The following is an 18,160-nucleotide window of genomic DNA, read 5'->3' as shown; positions in this document are numbered from 1 at the left end:
GCCCTCCCGACCACCACGGGTCCCGGCAGACCCACCAGGGGCTCCGGCCCCTCGCCGACACCCGGCACGGGTCCCGTGGGGGGAATCCGCACCGGGGTATGGAAAGCGCCCCGTCTTCGACCCGTGGGGGGATCGACGGCGGGGCGCTTTTCGCTGTCCTACGTACTGGGCGTCAGCGGGACTCGACCGGGACGAAGTCGCGCTCGACGACGCCGGTGTAGATCTGGCGCGGGCGGCCGATGCGGGAACCCGGCTCCTTGATCATCTCGTGCCACTGGGCGATCCAGCCGGGAAGGCGGCCGAGCGCGAACAGCACGGTGAACATCTCGGTCGGGAAGCCCATCGCGCGGTAGATGAGGCCCGTGTAGAAGTCCACGTTCGGGTAGAGGTTGCGCGAGACGAAGTAGTCGTCGGAGAGCGCGTGCTCCTCCAGCTTGAGCGCGATGTCGAGCAGCTCGTCGGACTTGCCGAGCGCCGAGAGGACGTCGTGCGCCGCCGCCTTGATGATCTTCGCCCGGGGGTCGAAGCTCTTGTAGACGCGGTGGCCGAAGCCCATGAGGCGGACGCCGTCCTCCTTGTTCTTCACCTTGCGGATGAAGGAGTCCACGTCGCCGCCGTTGGCCTGGATGCCCTCCAGCATCTCCAGCACGGACTGGTTGGCGCCACCGTGCAGCGGGCCCCACAGGGCGCTGATGCCCGCGGAGATCGAGGCGAACATGTTCGCCTGCGAGGAGCCGACCAGGCGGACGGTGGAGGTGGAGCAGTTCTGCTCGTGGTCCGCGTGCAGGATGAGGAGCTTGTCGAGCGCGGAGACCACGACCGGGTCCAGCTCGTACTCCTGGGCCGGCACGGAGAACGTCATGCGCAGGAAGTTCTCGACGTAGCCGAGGTCGTTGCGCGGGTAGACGACCGGGTGGCCGACCGACTTCTTGTACGCGTACGCGGCGATCGTCGGGAGCTTGGCCAGCAGCCGGATCGTCGAGATGTGGCGCTGCTTCTCGTCGAACGGGTTGTGGCTGTCCTGGTAGAACGTCGACAGCGCGCTGACCACGGAGGACAGCATGGCCATCGGGTGCGCGTCGCGCGGGAAGCCGTCGTAGAAGCGCTTGACGTCCTCGTGCAGCAGCGTGTGCTGGGTGATCTCGTTGCGGAACGACGCGAGCTGGTCGACGGTCGGCAGCTCCCCGTTGATCAGCAGGTAGGCGACCTCGATGAAGGTCGACTTCTCGGCCAGCTGCTCGATCGGGTAGCCGCGGTAGCGGAGGATCCCCTGCTCGCCGTCGAGGTAGGTGATCGCGGATTTATAGGCAGCGGTGTTCCCGTAGCCGCTGTCCAGGGTGACCAGACCGGTCTGGGCGCGGAGCTTCGAGATGTCGAAGCCCTTGTCACCGACGGTGCTCTCGACCACCGGGTAGGTGTATTCACCGTCCGCGTACCGCAGTACTACAGAGTTGTCGCTCACGTCATCCCTCACCGACGTAGTGCCTCTTCTTCGAGGTGCCCTGACTGCCTCTACCTTCCCCCATTTGGCGCAGGAGAGTGCACTCGGGGTCGGCCTTTGGGCCCTTTGGCGGCACTGAGTGCCGTCAACCTGCACATACTGCCCCCTCCGCACCGGGGGAGGAAACCCCAATGATCGATCATTCTTGGGTGATGTTTCCCACCGGTATGCGGCCGGACAGCCTGGCGGCCACCGCCGTGTACCTCCTGCCTGCGGAAACGGTACGCACCGCCTGTCCGAGAGCCTTGCGGGAACCCACCAGCACGACCAGTTTCTTCGCCCGGGTGACCGCCGTATAGAGCAGGTTCCGCTGGAGCATCATCCAGGCCCCCGTGGTGACCGGGATCACGACCGCCGGGTATTCACTCCCCTGGGACCTGTGAATGGTGACGGCGTACGCGTGGGCGAGTTCGTCGAGTTCGTCGAACTCGTACGCGACCTCCTCGTCCTCGTCGGTGCGGACGGTGAGCCGCTGGTCGTCGAGGCTGAGCGAGGTGACCACGCCCACCGTGCCGTTGAAGACGCCGTTGGCGCCCTTCTCGTAGTTGTTGCGGATCTGGGTGACCTTGTCGCCCACCCGGAAGACCCGGCCGCCGAAGCGCTTCTCGGGCAGGTCGGGGCGGGCGGGCGTGACGGCCTGCTGGAGCAGGCCGTTGAGGTTCCCCGCCCCGGCCGGGCCCCGGTGCATGGGGGCCAGCACCTGGACGTCGCACCGCGGGTCGAGCCCGAACCTGGCCGGGATCCGGCGGGCGGCCACGTCGACCGCCAGCAGTCCCGCGGCCTCGGTGTCCTCCTCGGCGAACAGGAAGAAGTCCGGCAGTCCCTGCGTGATCGGGGGGACCCCGGTGTTGATCCGGTGGGCGTTGGTGACCACCCCCGACTCCTGGGCCTGCCGGAAGATGCGCGTCAGCCGTACGGCGGGGACCGGCCCGCCCTCGGCCAGCAGGTCCCGCAGCACCTCGCCGGCGCCCACCGACGGCAGCTGGTCGACGTCGCCCACCAGCAGCAGGTGGGCCCCCGGCGCCACCGCCTTGACCAGCTTGTTCGCCAGCAGCAGGTCCAGCATGGAGGCCTCGTCGACGACGACCAGGTCGGCGTCGAGCGGCCGATCCCGGTCGTACGCGGCGTCCCCGCCCGGCTTCAGCTCCAGCAGCCGGTGGACCGTGGAGGCCTCGGCCCCGGTCAGCTCGGCCAGCCGCTTCGCGGCCCGGCCGGTCGGCGCGGCCAGCACCACCTTGTACCGCTTGGCCCGGGCCAGCTCCACGATCGACCGGACGGTGAAGGACTTGCCGCAGCCGGGCCCGCCGGTGAGCACCGCGACCTTCCGGGTCAGCGCCAGCCGTACGGCCTCCCGCTGCTCGGTGGCGAGATCGGCGCCGGTACGGCCGGCCAGCCAGCCGAGGGCCTTCTCCCAGTCCACGTCGCGGAAGGCGGGCATCCGGTCGTCCTCGGCCGCCAGCAGCCGCCGCAGCTGACCCGTCAGCGACAACTCCGCCCGGTGGAACGGCACCAGGTAGACGGCCCGGACCGGGTCGCCGCCCTCGGGGTCGGGGACGGACTCGCGGACCACGCCCCCCTCCTCGCCGGCCAGCTCGGCCAGGCACTCGATGACGAGGCCGGTGTCGACCTGGAGGAGCTTGACCGCGTCGGAGATCAGCCGCTCCTCGGGCAGGAAGCAGTGGCCCTGGTCGGTGGACTGCGACAGGGCGTACTGGAGCCCGGCCTTGACCCGCTCCGGGCTGTCGTGGGGGATGCCGACGGCCTGGGCGATGCGGTCGGCGGTGAGGAAGCCGATGCCCCAGACGTCCGCGGCGAGGCGGTAGGGCTGGTTGCGCACCACGGAGATCGAGGCGTCGCCGTACTTCTTGTAGATGCGCACCGCGATGGAGGTGGAGACGCCGACGCCCTGGAGGAAGACCATGACCTCCTTGATGGCCTTCTGCTCCTCCCAGGCGGCGCCGATCATCTTCGTCCGCTTGGGACCCAGCCCGGGCACCTCGACCAGCCGCTTCGGCTCCCGCTCGATGACGTCGAGCGTGTCGGTGCCGAAGTGCTCGACGATCCGGTCGGCGATGCGGGGCCCGATGCCCTTGATCAGCCCGGAGCCGAGGTAGCGGCGGATGCCCTGGATGGTGGCGGGCAGGACGGTGGAGTAGTTCTCCACGGCGAACTGCCTGCCGTACTGCGGATGGGAGCCCCAACGGCCCTCCATGCGCAGGGATTCGCCGGGCTGCGCGCCGAGCAGCGATCCGACGACCGTGAGGAGGTCCCCGCCGCCCCGGCCGGTGTCGACCCGGGCGACCGTGTAGCCGGTCTCCTCGTTGGCGTACGTGATCCGCTCCAGCACCCCTTCCAACACCGCGAGATTCGACATGCCCCGAAACTACCGTCAGGCGCCGACACCCCGCGGGCGCCTGTGGACAACCGGTCGGCCCGGGCCGGAAAACAGCGAAGGGGGTCCGGCCTCGCGGCCGGAACCCCCTCGCGTGGGTTCCCCACCCTCGTCGGTCCTTCCCGATCCCCCCAGATCCCCTCCCGGAAGTTCCGACGCCATGTACGACCGTCGACCCGGCCGGACGGTTGCACGGGAATCCGAGATTTATCTTTCCGTTACCTTCGGCCCACCCAACGTGCCGGCAAATAGGGACGGACGTAGCGTTTCCGGCATGAGCGAACCCTCTTTCCAGGACGACGTGCTCGCCGAACTCGGCGACGACAAGCTGACCGAGATCGCCGGCCTGCTCGGCACCGACGACGAGGGCGCCCGCGCCACCGTCGCGACCACCGTCGGCGAACTGACGGGCGGGCTGGAGCAGAAGGCCTCGGCCGTCGACAACGACGAGGACGACGACGGCGACGAGGTGCGCCAGGCCTTCGCGGAAGTGGCCGAACCGCCCCTCCAGGGCGTCGCCACGCTCGGCGGCGGGCTGCTGGGCGGCGGCCTGATGGCGGGCGTGCTGGCCAAGGTGAGCAAGCCGGTCGCCAACGCGGTCGCGAAGAAGACGGGCCTCCCGGCCGCGACCGTCAGCCGTGTGATCGAGCTGCTCATCCCCGTCGTCCTGGCGGTCTTCGCCAAGCGCGCGGCCGGCAAGGGCGCCTCGGCGGCGGCCGGAAGTAGCCCGTCTCACCCGTCCGGGTGAGGGTCCGACACCGCTGCCGGGCTCTCACCCGCCGCGCTATTTTTGGCGCCATGGACACCGACCGGCCCGAGCAGGACGTACGCCTCCGTGACCCCGAGCCCGGCGACCTGGGCTGGATCGTGCAGCGCCACGGCGCCCTGTACGCCGCCGAGTTCGGCTGGAACGCCGACTTCGAGGGCCTGGTCGCCCGGATCGTCGCGGACTTCGCCCAGGACCACGACCCGCACCTGGAGCGGGTCTGGATCGCCGAGCTGGACGGCCGCCCGGTGGGCTCGGTGATGTGCGTACGGGACGACGCGCCCGGCACCGCCCGGCTGCGCCTGCTGCTGGTGGACCCCGAGGGGCGCGGCCACGGCATCGGCGCGCGCCTGGTCGACGCGGTCGTCGCCTTCGCCCGCGAGGTGGGCTACCGCGAGCTGGCCCTGTGGACCAACGACGTGCTGACCTCGGCGGCCGGCATCTACCGGCGCGCCGGTTTCACCCTCATCGCCGAGAAGCCGCACCGGTCGTTCGGCGTGGACCTGGTGGGACAGGACTGGCGGCTGGACCTCCAGGAGCGCTCGCCGCGCTGACGGTACGGCGGGGGCCGCGGCCGAAGGAGGTCAGCGCCACCCCGCCGACCAGCAGCACCGCCGCCGCCCACCGGAGCCCGCTCACCGGCTCGCCCAGCACCAGCGCCGCCGAGCTCATCCCGAAGGCGGGCACCAGCAGCGAGAAGGGCGCCACCGAGGAGGCCGGGTAGCGCCGCAGCAGGTACCCCCAGGCCCCGAAGCCGAACACCGTGGAGACCCAGGCCACGTACACCAGCACCCCGGCCCCGCCCCAGTCGAGCGCCCGCAGCGCGGCGAGGTCCCGCTCGGGCCCCTCCAGCAGCAGCGAGAGGGCGAACAGCGGCAGCACCGGCACGGTGCACACCCAGATCATGAAGTTCAGGGCGTCGGGCGGGGCCGCCCGGCGGGTCAGCACGTTCGACACGCCCCAGCACGCGGCCGCGGCGACCACCAGCGCGAGGCCGAGCACCGGCCCCGATGCCCCCTGCTCCACGGCGGCCACGGCGATCCCCGCGAAGGCCACCGCCATGCCCGCCAACCTCACCCGGCCCGGCCGCTCCCCCAGCACCAGCGCCGCGAACACCGCGGTGAACACGGCCTGGACCTGGAGCACGAGGGAGGACAGCCCGGCCGGCATCCCGGCGTCCATGCCGGTGAACAGCAGCCCGAACTTGGCGACCCCGAGGGCGAGTCCGACCCCGACGATCCACTTCCAGGCGACGGTGGGCCGCCCGACGAGGAACACCGCGGGCAGCGCCGCGACGAGGAACCGCAGCGCGGAGAGCAGCAGCGGCGGAAAGTGGTCGAGGCCGATCTCGATGACGACGAAGTTGAAGCCCCAGACGGCGGCGACGAGCACGGCGAGCGCGGTGTGTACGGGACGCATGTGTCGAGCATCCGCGCCGGCAAGATGAAGCACCAGCGCGCATCTCTACCGCCCCGGATTAAGCAGTGCTTAACTGGAGGCATGCTGGACCTCGCCCGCCTCCGCGCCCTGCACGCCGTCTCCGTCCACGGCTCGGTCGCCGCCGCGGCCGCCGCCCTGGGCTACACCCCCTCGGCCGTCTCCCAGCAGATCACCAAGCTGGAGCGCGAGACCCGCACCACGCTCCTGGAGCGCCGGGGCCGGGGCGTGGCCCTGACCGAGGAGGCCCGCCACCTGGCCGACACGGCCGAGCGGCTGCTCGCGATCATGGAGCAGGCCGAGACCACGCTGGAGGAGCGCCGGGGCCTGCCGGGCGGCCGCCTGACCGTCGCCGCCTTCGCCTCGGCGGCCCGCGGGCTGATGCCGGCGGTCCTGGCCGACCTGGCGCGCCGTCACCCCGCGCTGGACGTGCGGATGACCGAGGTGGACCCGCACCTGTCGGTGGACCTGGTGGCCCGCGGGGTGACCGACCTCGCGGTCGCGCACGACTGGGACATCGCCCCGCTGCCGGCTCCCGAGGGCGTGGAGCAGACCCGCATCGGCGAGGAGCGCTGCGACCTCCTCGTCCCGGCGGACCACGACTTCGCGGGGCGCGCCGTGGTGCGCCACGAGGACCTCGCCGGCCAGCGCTGGATCTGCCAGCCCCCGGGCCGGGTCTGCCACGACTGGCTGATGCGGACGCTGCGCACGGCGGGCCACGAGCCGGAGATCGTGCACATGGCCGAGGAGAACCACACCATCGTCGCCCTGGTCGCGGCGGGCCTCGGCATCGCGGTCGTCCCCACCCTGGGCACCGGCCCCCTCCCCGCGGGCGTGACCGCCCTCCCCCTCGAACCGGCCCCGGTCCGCCGCCTGTACGCCCTCTGGCGCACCGCCGCCACCCGCCGCCCGGCCATCACGGAAACCATCACCACCCTCCGCTCCCACTGGCCGCCCCCGGGCAGCGCTCTGGCGTGTCCCCCCGCCCCCGGCGGCGGTCCGCAGTAGCGTGCGCGCGTGGTGAACGCGACCTCTCGACGTACGTTGCTCGCCGCGGCCGCGGCGGCTGCCGTGACGGCTGCCGGGGCCTCGGCCTCGGCCAGTACCCGGGGCGCGGCCGTGCCGCATCCCTGGCTGCTGCGGCTCGTCGCGCGGATGAGCCTGGCCGAGAAGGTCGGACAGTTGTTCGTCAGCCGGGTGTACGGGCATTCCGCCACCGATCCCGAGCCCGCCGACGCCGAGAAGAACCTGGCCCAGTTCGGGGTGCGGACCGCGGCCGAGGTGGTCCGCCGGTACCACCTGGGCGGGGTCGTCTACTTCGCCTGGGCGCACAACACCCGGGAGCCGGCGCAGATCGCGGGGCTGTCCGACGGCCTCCAGCGGGCCGCGCTGGCCGGGCCCCACCCCGTGCCGCTGCTGGTCTCCACCGACCAGGAGCACGGGATCATCGCCCGGATCGGCCGGCCGCTCACGCTGCTGCCCGGCGCGATGGCGCTCGGTGCGGCCGGTTCGGCCGAGCACGCGCGGCGGGCCGCGGAGATCGCGGGCGCGGAGCTGGCGGCGCTGGGCGTGGCCCAGGACTACGCGCCGGTGGCCGACGTGAACGTCAACCCGGCCAACCCGGTGATCGGGGTACGGTCCTTCGGCTCGGACCCCGGCCCGGTGGCGGAGCTGGTCGCGGCCCAGGTGCGGGGCTACCGGGCGGCCGGCGTCGCGGCGACCGCCAAGCACTTCCCCGGCCACGGGGACACCGAGACCGACAGCCACTACGGGCTGCCCCGGATGGGGCACAGCCGGGAGGAGTGGGAGCGGCTGGACGCGCCGCCCTTCCGGGCGGCGATCGCCGCCGGGGTGGACGCGGTGATGACCGCCCACATCGTCTTCCCCGCGCTCGACCCCTCCGGCGACCCGGCCACCCTCTCGGAGCCCATCGTGACCGGCATCCTGCGCCGGCGGCTGGGGTTCACGGGCGTCGTGGTCACCGACGCCCTCGACATGGCGGGGGTCCGGCAGAAGTACGGCAACGACCGGGTGCCGGTGCTGGCCCTGAAGGCGGGCTGCGACCAGCTGCTCAACCCGCCCGACCTGGACCTGGCCCACCGGAGCGTCATCGCGGCCGTCCGGAGCGGTGAGCTGACCGAGGCGCGGATCGAGGAGTCCGTGCTGCGGATCCTCCGGCTCAAGGCGCGGCTGGGGCTGTTCGGCGCCCCGTTCACGGATCCGGCGCGCGTGCAGGCCACGGTGGGTGCCGCGGAGCACCGCGCCGCGGCCGACACCATCGCGGCCGCGGGGACCACGCTGCTCGCCAACTCCGCCGGCCTGCTGCCCCTTTCGCCGGCCAGGACCCCGAGGCTGCTGGTCACCGGGGCCGATCCGGTGTCGCCCACCGGGACGACCGGGCCGCCGACGGCCACCCTGGCCCGGGAGCTGACCGCCCTCGGGTTCACCGCCGGTGCGGTGCCGACCGGGCTGACGCCCGACACGGACGCGGTACGGCGCGCGGTCGCGGCGGCGCGGGAGGCCGACGCGGTGCTCGTGTGCACGTACAACGTGGCGGACGGCAGCCCGCAGCGGGCCCTGGTCCAGGCCCTGGTGGACACCGGGGTGCCGGTGGTCGCGCTCGCCGTGCGCAACCCGTACGACGCGGCCCGGCTGCCGGAGTGCGCCGCGAGCCTGGCGGCGTACTCGTGGACGGACGTGGAACTGCGGGCCGCGGCCCGGGTGGTCGCGGGCGCGGTGCGGCCGGCGGGCCGGCTGCCCGTCCCGGTGCCGGGCCGCTACCCGGTCGGCCACGGCCTGTCGTACTGAGGCTTGAGGCCGTCACACCGAAGACGCGCGGAGGCCCTTGCGGGCGGCGGGTGTACGCCGCCCGCAAGGGCCTCTTGCCGCTTGGGTACTACGGGTACTACGGGTACTACAGGGACTACGGGCGCAGCGTCTGGCGGCGCTCGACGTCCTTGCGGTCCAGCTTCGCGTCCGGCTTCGCCAGCGGGCGGGCCTTGGCCGCGTCGGCCTTGACGGCCGCCGGGGCGACGCCGGCCCACTCCAGGATGCGGGCCGTGGCGAGGGCCTTCTCGTCGTCCTTCAGCATGGACACGCGGGCTCCGTGGTTCGCGCCGGGGGCGGTCATCACGTAGCTGTCGCGGGAGCCGTAGCCGAGGTGGAACGGCTCGGCGCCCCACGGGTCGTTCTGCCCGTACACGAAGAGCATGTGACGGGCGTTGTTGCGGACCCAGGTGTCGACGTCACGCATCACCCACGGCTGGAACTGCATGGGGATGGACGCCGGCACGAAGTTGCGCGGCGGCTGGTAGCCGTAGCGGCTCAGACCGGCCAGGTGGCGCTGCTTGATGTCGGGCGAACCGAGCTGCGTGCCCGCCTGGTAGTAGTACGGGGTGTACGTCTCCAGGCCCTGGTCGGCGTAGGCCGAGAAGCCGGAGATGGCGTCGACCGAGTCCCAGATCTCCTGGTCGGTGGCGGTCGCCGCGACGGGGATCGAGCCGCAGTCGGCCAGCAGGCTGTACTGCCAGAAGGCCCACACGTAGTCCAGGACGACGGCCTCGAAGGCCTTGTCCAGGCTGCCGACGGTGGTGAAGGTGTACCCGTTCTCCGCGGCGTACGCGGCGTACTTGGCCTCCAGGGCGTCGCGGCGCACGAGGGCCTCGCGCTGGACGGCGTTCAGCCGGTCGCGGCACTCCTTGGTGCCGACGCGGTCGAAGAACCGGTCGTAGGCCGAGTCCTCCTTGTTGACCACGTCGTTGGGGGCGACGTACGCGACGACGCCGTCCATGTCACGCGGGTAGAAGCGCTCGTAGTACGTCGCGGTCATGCCGCCCTTGCTGCCGCCGGTGGCGATCCAGCGCTTGGTGTACAGCGGCTTCAGCGCCTTGAAGAGGCGGTGCTGGTCGCTGGCGGCCTGCCAGATGTCCAGCTTCGACCAGTCGGCGGGCGCCGGGCGCGACGGGGTGAAGAATCGATACTCCATCGACACCTGGTTGCCGTCGACGATGGTCGTCGGCTCGCTGCGGCGCGGGTTGGTGTTGACGTTGTAGCCAGAGGTGAAGAACACCGTGGGGCGGGACGTGTCCTTGTGCAGCAGGGTGAACCGCTGGTCGAAGGTGCCCTTCCACGGCTGCCGGTGGTCGACCGGCTGCTTGTAGTTCAGTACGAAGAAGCGGTAGCCGGGGTACGGCTTCTCCTCGACGAGGCTCATCCCCGGTATCGCGAGGACCTGGTCCTTGATGTCTGTGCCGGCTTCCGGCCCGGCGGCGGTGGCCGCCCCGGCCGTCACTCCGGCCGCACCCATGGTGCCGATCAGCACCACGAGTGACAGCAGCCATCTGAGCGCCTTGCGCATTCACCCTCCCCTTGAGTTCACTGCGGACGCCGTGAACCTACGGGGTCAACACGCGGCTGACCAGACCCGGTTGGGCCGGTCGTCGGATCTCGGCCGAAGGGGACGGGCGGAATCCGGCCGCGGTCAGCAGAGGATCCAGCCCGAGGCCACCGATCCGCCGCCCACGGACCCGCGCACGAAGACGCAGCGGGTGACCGCGTACACGGTGACCGGACCGGCCAGTTGGTAGAAGCGGCCGCTGTCGCGGACGGGCACGCCGCCGCGGGCCTGGATGCTGACGGACATCTGCTGCCGGCCGCCCGGGCGCTTGGGGAGGGTGACGGCGCAGGCATGGGTGCGGGTCTTGTAGACGTACGTGGTCCCGGTGCTGAACGGCAGGGACTTCATCAGCCGTCCGCCGCAGCCGGACGCGGCCTGGGCCGGCACGGAGAGGGCGCCGACCAGCAGCGCCGCCCCGGATATCGTCACGCCGGCGGTGCGCACCAGCGCGCGCCGGGTCCCGCCCCTCGAAGAAAACACCCGTCGTCCCCTCACACTCCGGACGTACGTACCGAACGCACGTACCTACGTCGGACGCGCGAGCGGCCCCGTTGGTTGCGCAGGGCCCCTCGCGCTCCGCCGGTGGCGAAAGGTTCCGGACAACACCTCTAGGCGGCGGCGTGCTCGTCCTCGCCGATGAAGGTCCGCCACAGCTCGGCGTACCGGCCGCCCCGTGCCAGCAGTTCGGCGTGGGTGCCGTCCTCGACGACCCGGCCCCGGTCCATCACGACCACCCGGTCCGCGCGGGCGGCCGTGGTGAGCCGGTGCGCCACCACCAGCGTGGTCCGCTTGCCGACGAGCCGGTCGGTGGCCTGGTTGACCACGGCCTCGGTGGCCAGGTCCAGGGCGGCGGTGGCCTCGTCGAGCAGCAGCACGTCCGGGTCGACCAGCTCGGCCCGGGCCAGCGCGATCAGCTGGCGCTGGCCTGCCGAGAGGTTCCTGCCCCGCTCGGCCACGGTGTGCAGGTAGCCGCCGTCCAGCGTGGCGATCATGTCGTGGGCGCCGACGGCGTGCGCGGCGGCCTCGACCTCCGCGTCGCTCGCCTCCGGGCGCCCGTACGCGATCGCGTCGCGGACCGTCCCCGGGAAGAGGTACGACTCCTGCGGGACCACCCCGAGCCGGTGCCGGTAGCCGGTGAGGTCCAGCTCGCGGAGGTCGGTGCCGTCGACGGTGACCCGGCCCGAGGTCGGGTCGTAGAACCGCGCGACCAGCTTCACCAGCGTGGACTTGCCCGCGCCGGTCTCGCCGACGAACGCGACCGTCTGCCCGGCCGGTATGCGCAGCTCGATGCCGGCCAGGGCCTCGCCCTTGCGCTCCACCGCCGCGCCCTGGCCGCCGTCCTCCTCGCCGGTCCCGTAGCGGAAGTGCACGTCCTCGAAGGCGATCTCGCCACGCAGCTCGCCCGCCTCCCGCGGCCGCTCGGCGAGCGGGGTGCGGGTGGGCTCGCGCAGCAGCTCCTGGATCCGGCGCAGCGAGACGGTGGCCTGCTGGTAGCCGTCGAAGACCTGGGAGAGCTGCTGCACGGGCGCGAAGAACAGGTCGATGTAGAGGAGGTACGCCACCAGCGCGCCGGTGGTCAGCGTCCCGGCCTCCGCCCGCCCGGCGCCCACGATCAGGACGGCCGCCGCGGCGAGCGAGGAGAGCAGCTGCACGAAGGGGAAGTAGACCGAGATCAGCCACTGGCCGCGCACCCGGGCCTCGCGGTACGAGTCGCTGCGCGCGGCGAACCGGTCGGCGCCGGCCCGCTCGCGGCGGAAGGCCTGCACGATCCGCAGCCCGGAGACGGACTCCTGGAGGTCGGCGTTGACGACCGAGACGCGGTCGCGGGCCAGCTCGTACGCCTTGACCGACCTGCGGCGGAACACGATGGTGCCGACGACCAGCACCGGCAGCGTGGCGAACACGATCAGGGCCAGCCCGACGTCGATGACGAGCAGTGCGACGAGGATGCCGAAGAAGGTCAGGACCGAGACGAGGGCGGTGACCAGGCCGGTCTGGAGGAACGTGCTGAGCGCGTCCACGTCCGTGGTCATCCGGGTCATGATGCGGCCGGTCAGCTCGCGCTCGTAGTAGTCCAGGCCGAGCCGCTGGAGCTGGGCGAAGATCTTGACGCGCAGCGAGTACAGCACGCGCTCGCCCGTCCGGCCGGTCATCCGGATCTCGGCCACCTGGGCCGCCCACTGGGCCAGGACGACGAGCAGGGCCAGCCCGGCCGCCGCCCAGACGGCACTCAGGGCGAGGCGCGTGACGCCCTCGTCGATGCCGTGGCGGATCAGCACGGGCAGCAGCAGTCCGGCACCCGCGTCCACGGCCACCAGGCCGAGGCTGACCGCGAGGGGCGCCCAGAAGCCGCGCAGCAGGCGCCGCAGGCCGTAGCTCTCCTCGGGGGCGGCGGCGGCCGCCTCGTCCACCTCGGGGGCGTCGGTGGCCGGCGGCAGCGCGGCCACCTGCGCGAGCAGTTCGGGGGTGGCCGGCATGCCGGCGACCGCGGCGCCCATGGAGTGGCCGCCCGGGCCTGCCATGGGGGCGCCCGCGGTGGGGGCCTTGGCCGGGGCGGCGGCGTCCTTGGTGCTCCTGCCGGGGCCCTTGGCGTGGGCGTGGGCGCCGGCCCCGTACTCCTCGTTCTCCTCCGCGCGGCGCCACAGCTCCGGGGTGACGTCGTCGGCGACCCGGCGCTTGGCGTTCACCGGCTCGGCGTCGATCTCGGCCTCGGCCTCGATGTCCAGTTCCAGTTCCAGCTCGGCGAGCGTGGCGGCCTCGGCGGCCGCCTCGTCCCGGCTCCGGGCCGCGACCGCGCCCGCCGGGTCCGGCGAGCCGCCGGCCAGCGCGTCGGGGTCGGTCAGCAGCCGCCGGTACAGCTCGGAGCCGGCCTCCAGCTCCTCGTGGGTGCCGATGGCCGAGAGGCGGCCCCGGTCCAGTACGGCGATCCGGTCGGCCAGTGCGAGGGTCGAGCGGCGGTGCGCGATCAGCAGCGTGGTGCGGCCGGCCATCACCGAGCGCAGGGCCTCGTGGATCTCGTGCTCGATGCGGGCGTCGACGGCCGAGGTGGCGTCGTCGAGCAGCAGCAGCCGCGGGTCGGTCAGGATGGCGCGGGCCAGGGCGAGGCGCTGGCGCTGGCCGCCGGAGAGGGTCAGGCCGTGCTCGCCGACCTTGGTGTCGTACCCCTCGGGCAGGGCCTCGATGAACCCCTCGGCCTGGGCGGCCCGGGCCGCGGCGCGGATCTGCTCCTCGTCGGCGTCGGGGCGGCCGTACGCGATGTTGGCGCGGACCGTGTCGGAGAAGAGGAAGCTGTCCTCCGGTACGAGGCCGATGGCGGCCCGCAGCGAGTCCTGGGTCAGCTCCCGCACGTCGTGGCCGCCGACCAGCACGGCGCCGCCGGTGACGTCGTAGAAGCGCGGCAGCAGCAGCGAGACGGTGGACTTGCCGCTGCCGGAGGCGCCGACCACGGCCACGGTCTCGCCGGGGGCGATGGAGAGGGAGAAGCCGTCGAGGACCGGCCGCTCCGGGTCGTACCCGAAGGACACGTCGTCGAACTCGACGGTGGCGGGCGCGTCCGCCGGGAGTTCCCGCGTGCCGTCCTGGATCGCCGGCTCGGTGTCGATCAGCTCCAGCACGCGCTCGACGCCCGCCCGGGCCTGCTGGCCGACGGTGAGGACCATGGCGAGCATCCGGACCGGGCCGACCAGCTGCGCCAGGTAGGTCGAGAAGGCCACGAAGGTGCCCAGGGTGACCTGGCCGCGGGTGGCCATCCAGCCGCCGACGGCGAGCATCGCGACCTGGCCGAGTGCGGGCACGGCCTGGAGCGCGGGGTTGTAGCGCGAGTTCAGCCGGATGGTGCGCAGGCGGCCGGCGAACAGGCGGCGGCTCGCCTCCCGGAGCTTGCCGGTCTCCTGCTCCTCCTGGCCGAAGCCCTTCACCACGCGGACGCCGGTGACGGCGCCGTCGACCACGGTGGCGACGGCGGCGGCCTGGCCCTGGGCCCACCAGGTGGCCGGGAAGAGCTTCGCCCGGCTGCGCTTGGCGATGAACCAGAGGGCGGGAGCGATGGCGAGCGCGATGACCGTCAGCAGCGGCGAGAGCCACAGCATGACGGCCAGGGATATGCCGAACAGCATGAAGTTCCCGATGGTCATCGGGAGCATGAAGAGCAGCCCCTGGATCAGCTGGAGGTCGCTGGTGGCGCGCCCGACGACCTGGCCGGTGGACAGCTCGTCCTGGCGGCGGCCGTCGAGCCGGGCGATGGTGCCGTACATCTCGGTGCGCAGGTCGTGCTGCACGTCGAGGGCGAGGCGGCCGCCGTAGTACCGGCGCACGTACGTGAGGACGTAGACGAGCACGGCCGCACCGACGAGCAGGGCGGCCCAGGGGCCCATCGGCCTGGTGTGGTCGCCGATGACGTCGTCGATGATCACCTTGGTGACCAGCGGGACCAGGGCCATGACGGCCATGCCGCCGAGGGACGAGCCGAGGGCCAGCAGGACGTTCAGGCGGTACCGCCAGGTGTAGCCCGCGAGCCTGCGCGCCCAGCCGGCCGCCTGCGGCGCCGGGTCCCCTCCCGTGCCGCCGCCCGTGTCCGTGTGCGTTCCCGGGTCCGTATCCGGACCGGCTTTCCCTGCCCCGGCCGTCTCTGCCGCCGCCACGTGGAGCCTCCCCGTTCGTCCTGTTCTGCCGGAAGGCCCAACACCCCGAGCTGCGGATTTCATCCCGCCGCAACAATCCGCGGGGTGGCCGGGGGGCGCGGAACGGGGGCGCGCGGGTGGCGTGCGTGTGGGCGGTCGCGGACGTACGGGCGCCACGGCGGTACGGACGGTCGCGGCGGTACGGGCGCCACGGCGGTACGGACGGTCGCGGCGGTACGGGCGCCACGGCGGTACGGGCGTGCGGTGGACGGGCAGTCGGGCGTACGGGCCCGACGGCGGTCAGTCGAGGTGGGTCGGGGCGAACATCCGGAGCACCGCCGGCAGCACCACGACCGACGGGCCGGGGGCGGCCAGGGCCTCCGCGAGGTCGGCGCGGAGCCGCTCGGGAGTGGTCGCGACGGCCGGTACGCCGAAGGAGGCGGCCAGCGCGACGAAGTCCGGCCGGGTGAGCTCGGTGCCGGCGGTGGCGCCGAAGGCGTCGGTCATGTACTCGCGGAGGATGCCGTAGCCGCCGTCGTCGACGATCAGCCAGGTGACGTCCAGGTCGTACTGGCGGGCCGTGGCCAGCTCCGCGATCGAGTACATCGCGCCGCCGTCGCCGGAGACCGCCAGGACGGGCGTGCCCGGTTCGGCGACGGCCGCGCCGAGGGCGGCGGGGAAGGCGTAGCCGAGGCCGCCCGCGCCCTGGGCCGAGTGCATGGTGTTGGGGTGCTTGGGGTCGAAGGCGGACCAGGCCCAGTACGACAGGATCGTCATGTCCCAGAAGGACGGCGACCTGGCCGGCAGGGCCGCGCGCACCGCGGCCAGCGCCTCCTGCTCCAGGGTGAGCTCCTGGGCGGCGATCCGGCCCGCGACCTCGGCCAGCAGCATCTTCACGCGCTCGGGCGCGTAGGGGTCCTCGCGCTCGCCGACGGTCTCCAGCAGGGCCGTCAGGGCGAGCCGGGCGTCGGCGTGGATGCCGAGGGCGGGGTGGTTGGACTCCAGCTTGCCGAGGTCGGCCTCGATCTGCACGACCCGGCCGCCGGGAAGGAAGGTGTGGTAGTTCGAGGACAGCTCGCCCAGGCCCGATCCGACGACGAGGAGGACGTCCGCGTCCTCCAGGAAGCCGGTCGTGTGGCGGTCCTCCAGCCAGGACTGGAGGGAGAGCGGGTGGTTCCAGGGGAAGGCGCCCTTGCCGCCGAAGGTGGTGACGACGGGGGCGTTGAGGCGCTCGGCGAGCTGCTTCAGCTTGCCGGCGGCGTCGGCGCGCACGACGCCGCCGCCCGCGACGATCACGGGGCGGGAGGCGGTCTCCAGCCAGTGGGCGGCGAGCGCGGTCAGCTCGGGGCGCGGTGCCAGCTCGTGCGGGGTCGCGTCCACGCCGGTGACCTGCGGGATCACCGTCTCGGCGCGGATGGTGTCCTCGGGGATCTCGACCCAGACGGGCCCGGGCGGGGCGGTCAGGGCCGACTCCCAGGCCGCCGCGATGGCGGAGGGGATCTGGGACTGGGTCCGCGCGACGTGCACGGACTTCACGATCTCGCGGAACGAGGCCTGCTGGTCCCGCAGTTCGTGCAGGTGGCCGCGGCGCCCGCCGCCGAGGCCGGCGGACGGCACCTGGGAACAGATGGCGACCACGGGCGCGGAGGCCGCGGCGGCCTCCTGGAGGGCGGGCAGCGAGGTGAGCGCGCCGGGGCCGGTGGAGAGCAGCAGGGGCGCGGCCTCGCCGGTGATCCGTCCGTACGCGTCGGCGGCGAAGCCGGCGTTGTTCTCCACCCGCAGGGTGACCAGGCGCAGGTCCGAACGGCGTACGGCGTCGAAGACGCCCAGCGCGTGCTGCCCCGGGAGGCCGAAGACGGTGGTCGCCCCGAGCCCCTGGAGCGTCTCCACGACCAGGTCCCCGCCCGTCCGGCCGGGCGGCGGCGCCAGGGCCGCCGCCTTCTGGGCCTCGGTGGGACGGAGTACCAGGTCGTGGTCGTGCGTCACGCGCTGCGCGCCTTCCTTGCTCGGCTAGTTGCCCTTCGAGGCCGCGATCTGGCGGCTCATGATCGTGGTCAGCTCGTACGCGGTGTGGGAGGCCGCGACGGAGGTGATCTCGGCGTGATCGTACGCCGGGGCGACCTCGACCACGTCCGCGGAGACGAGGTTGCAGGACGACAGGCCGCGGATGATCTCCAGCAGCTCGCGGGAGGTCATGCCGCCCGCCTCGGGGGTGCCGGTGCCGGGCGCGTGGGCCGGGTCGAGCACGTCGATGTCGATGGAGATGTACAGCGGGCGGTCGCCGATGCGCTGGCGCAGCTGGTCGGCGATCTCGTCGGCGCCGCGGCGGTAGACGTCGGCGGACGTCACGATGCCGAAGCCCATCTTGGCGTCGTCGTCGAGGTCCTGCTTGCCGTAGAGCGGGCCGCGGGTGCCGACGTGGGACAGGGCCTCGGTGTCGAGGATGCCCTCCTCGACGGCGCGGCGGAACGGCGTGCCGTGGGTGTACTCGGCGCCGAAGTAGGTGTCCCAGGTGTCGAGGTGGGCGTCGAAGTGGAGCAGGGCGACGGGGCCGTGCTTCTTCGCGACCGAGCGCAGGAGGGGCAGCGCGATGGTGTGGTCGCCGCCGAGGGTCATCAGGCGGGAGCCGCCCCCGAGGAGCTCGTCGGCGGCGGCCTCGACCGTCTCGACGGCCTCGTTGATGTTGAAGGGGTTCACGGCGATGTCACCGGCGTCGGCGACCTGCGCGAGCGCGAAGGGGGAGGCGTCCTGGGCCGGGTTGTACGGGCGCAGCAGGCGGGAGGCCTCACGGATGGCGTTGCCGCCGAAGCGGGCGCCGGGGCGGTAGGAGACGCCGGAGTCGAAGGGCACGCCGACGACGGCGACGTCGGCGGAGCCGACCTCGTCCAGGCGGGGCAGGCGGGCGAAGGTCGCGGGGCCCGCGTAGCGCGGGATCCGGGAGGAGTCGACGGGTCCGCGCGGCGTCTGCTCGGTGCTCATGTGGGGGTGCCCTTCTCTGTGCCGCCCGGTCGGGGGTGCCGCCCGGGTCCACTTCCGAGGGTAGGTGGCC

General features: G+C 73.0%; 11 protein-coding genes and 1 pseudogene. 4 read left to right on the top strand and 8 right to left on the bottom strand.

Going from position 1 to position 18,160, the window contains the following annotated elements:
- Window positions 1-172 precede the first annotated feature (172 nt).
- Window positions 173-1,462 (bottom strand): citrate synthase, encoded by a 1,290-nt coding sequence (locus tag ACIF6F_RS24620; protein ID WP_399950320.1) that lies wholly within the window; start codon window positions 1,460-1,462, stop codon window positions 173-175.
- A gap of 178 nt (window positions 1,463-1,640) precedes the next feature.
- Window positions 1,641-3,875: an ATP-dependent RecD-like DNA helicase gene (locus ACIF6F_RS24615; RefSeq protein ID WP_399950317.1), complete on the bottom strand. Its 2,235-nt coding sequence runs from the start codon at window positions 3,873-3,875 to the stop codon at window positions 1,641-1,643.
- Window positions 3,876-4,167: 292 nt separating this feature from the next.
- Between ACIF6F_RS24615 and ACIF6F_RS24610 the strand changes: the two genes are divergently transcribed.
- Together ACIF6F_RS24610 and ACIF6F_RS24605 are read left to right on the top strand one after the other, a co-directional pair.
- Window positions 4,168-4,641: a DUF937 domain-containing protein gene (locus ACIF6F_RS24610; protein ID WP_399950314.1), complete on the top strand. Its 474-nt coding sequence runs from the start codon at window positions 4,168-4,170 to the stop codon at window positions 4,639-4,641.
- Window positions 4,642-4,712: 71 nt separating this feature from the next.
- Window positions 4,713-5,213: pseudogene (locus tag ACIF6F_RS24605) on the top strand (GNAT family N-acetyltransferase); the annotation flags it as partial.
- Here ACIF6F_RS24605 and ACIF6F_RS24600 read toward each other — a convergent pair.
- Window positions 5,125-6,078 (bottom strand): EamA family transporter, encoded by a 954-nt coding sequence (locus tag ACIF6F_RS24600; protein ID WP_399950312.1) that lies wholly within the window; start codon window positions 6,076-6,078, stop codon window positions 5,125-5,127. The pseudogene ACIF6F_RS24605 and the gene ACIF6F_RS24600 overlap by 89 nt on opposite strands.
- A gap of 81 nt (window positions 6,079-6,159) precedes the next feature.
- Here ACIF6F_RS24600 and ACIF6F_RS24595 point away from each other — a divergent pair, with 81 nt between their 5' ends.
- Together ACIF6F_RS24595 and ACIF6F_RS24590 are read left to right on the top strand one after the other, a co-directional pair.
- Window positions 6,160-7,104 carry a LysR substrate-binding domain-containing protein gene (locus tag ACIF6F_RS24595; protein WP_399950309.1) on the top strand — a complete coding sequence of 315 codons (945 nt, stop codon included), beginning with the start codon at window positions 6,160-6,162 and terminating at the stop codon, window positions 7,102-7,104.
- Between the two features lie 9 nt (window positions 7,105-7,113).
- Window positions 7,114-8,904 carry a glycoside hydrolase family 3 protein gene (locus tag ACIF6F_RS24590; protein WP_399950306.1) on the top strand — a complete coding sequence of 597 codons (1,791 nt, stop codon included), beginning with the start codon at window positions 7,114-7,116 and terminating at the stop codon, window positions 8,902-8,904.
- A gap of 115 nt (window positions 8,905-9,019) precedes the next feature.
- Here the strand turns inward: ACIF6F_RS24590 and ACIF6F_RS24585 are convergent, their stop codons facing one another.
- The 5 genes from ACIF6F_RS24585 to speB form a co-directional block, all read right to left on the bottom strand.
- Window positions 9,020-10,453, bottom strand: a complete 1,434-nt coding sequence (locus ACIF6F_RS24585) for a S28 family serine protease (protein WP_399950303.1) — start codon at window positions 10,451-10,453, stop codon at window positions 9,020-9,022.
- A 123-nt stretch (window positions 10,454-10,576) separates the two neighbouring features.
- Window positions 10,577-10,972 carry a hypothetical protein gene (locus tag ACIF6F_RS24580; protein WP_399950300.1) on the bottom strand — a complete coding sequence of 132 codons (396 nt, stop codon included), beginning with the start codon at window positions 10,970-10,972 and terminating at the stop codon, window positions 10,577-10,579.
- Between the two features lie 128 nt (window positions 10,973-11,100).
- The gene (locus ACIF6F_RS24575) at window positions 11,101-14,979 is read right to left on the bottom strand and encodes an ABC transporter ATP-binding protein (protein ID WP_399950795.1); all 3,879 of its coding nucleotides are present in this window, start codon (window positions 14,977-14,979) and stop codon (window positions 11,101-11,103) included.
- Between the two features lie 432 nt (window positions 14,980-15,411).
- Window positions 15,412-17,097 carry a thiamine pyrophosphate-binding protein gene (locus ACIF6F_RS24570; protein ID WP_399950297.1) on the bottom strand — a complete coding sequence of 562 codons (1,686 nt, stop codon included), beginning with the start codon at window positions 17,095-17,097 and terminating at the stop codon, window positions 15,412-15,414.
- Between the two features lie 24 nt (window positions 17,098-17,121).
- Window positions 17,122-18,090 (bottom strand): agmatinase, encoded by a 969-nt coding sequence (gene speB / locus ACIF6F_RS24565; protein ID WP_399950295.1) that lies wholly within the window; start codon window positions 18,088-18,090, stop codon window positions 17,122-17,124.
- Window positions 18,091-18,160 lie beyond the last annotated feature (70 nt).

Source organism: Streptomyces sp. NPDC086023 (assembly GCF_044540325.1).
Classification (GTDB): Bacteria; Actinomycetota; Actinomycetes; order Streptomycetales; family Streptomycetaceae; genus Streptomyces.
The sequence above is the reverse complement of the archived record's forward strand: the minus strand, read 5'-3'. Positions and strand labels throughout refer to the sequence as shown.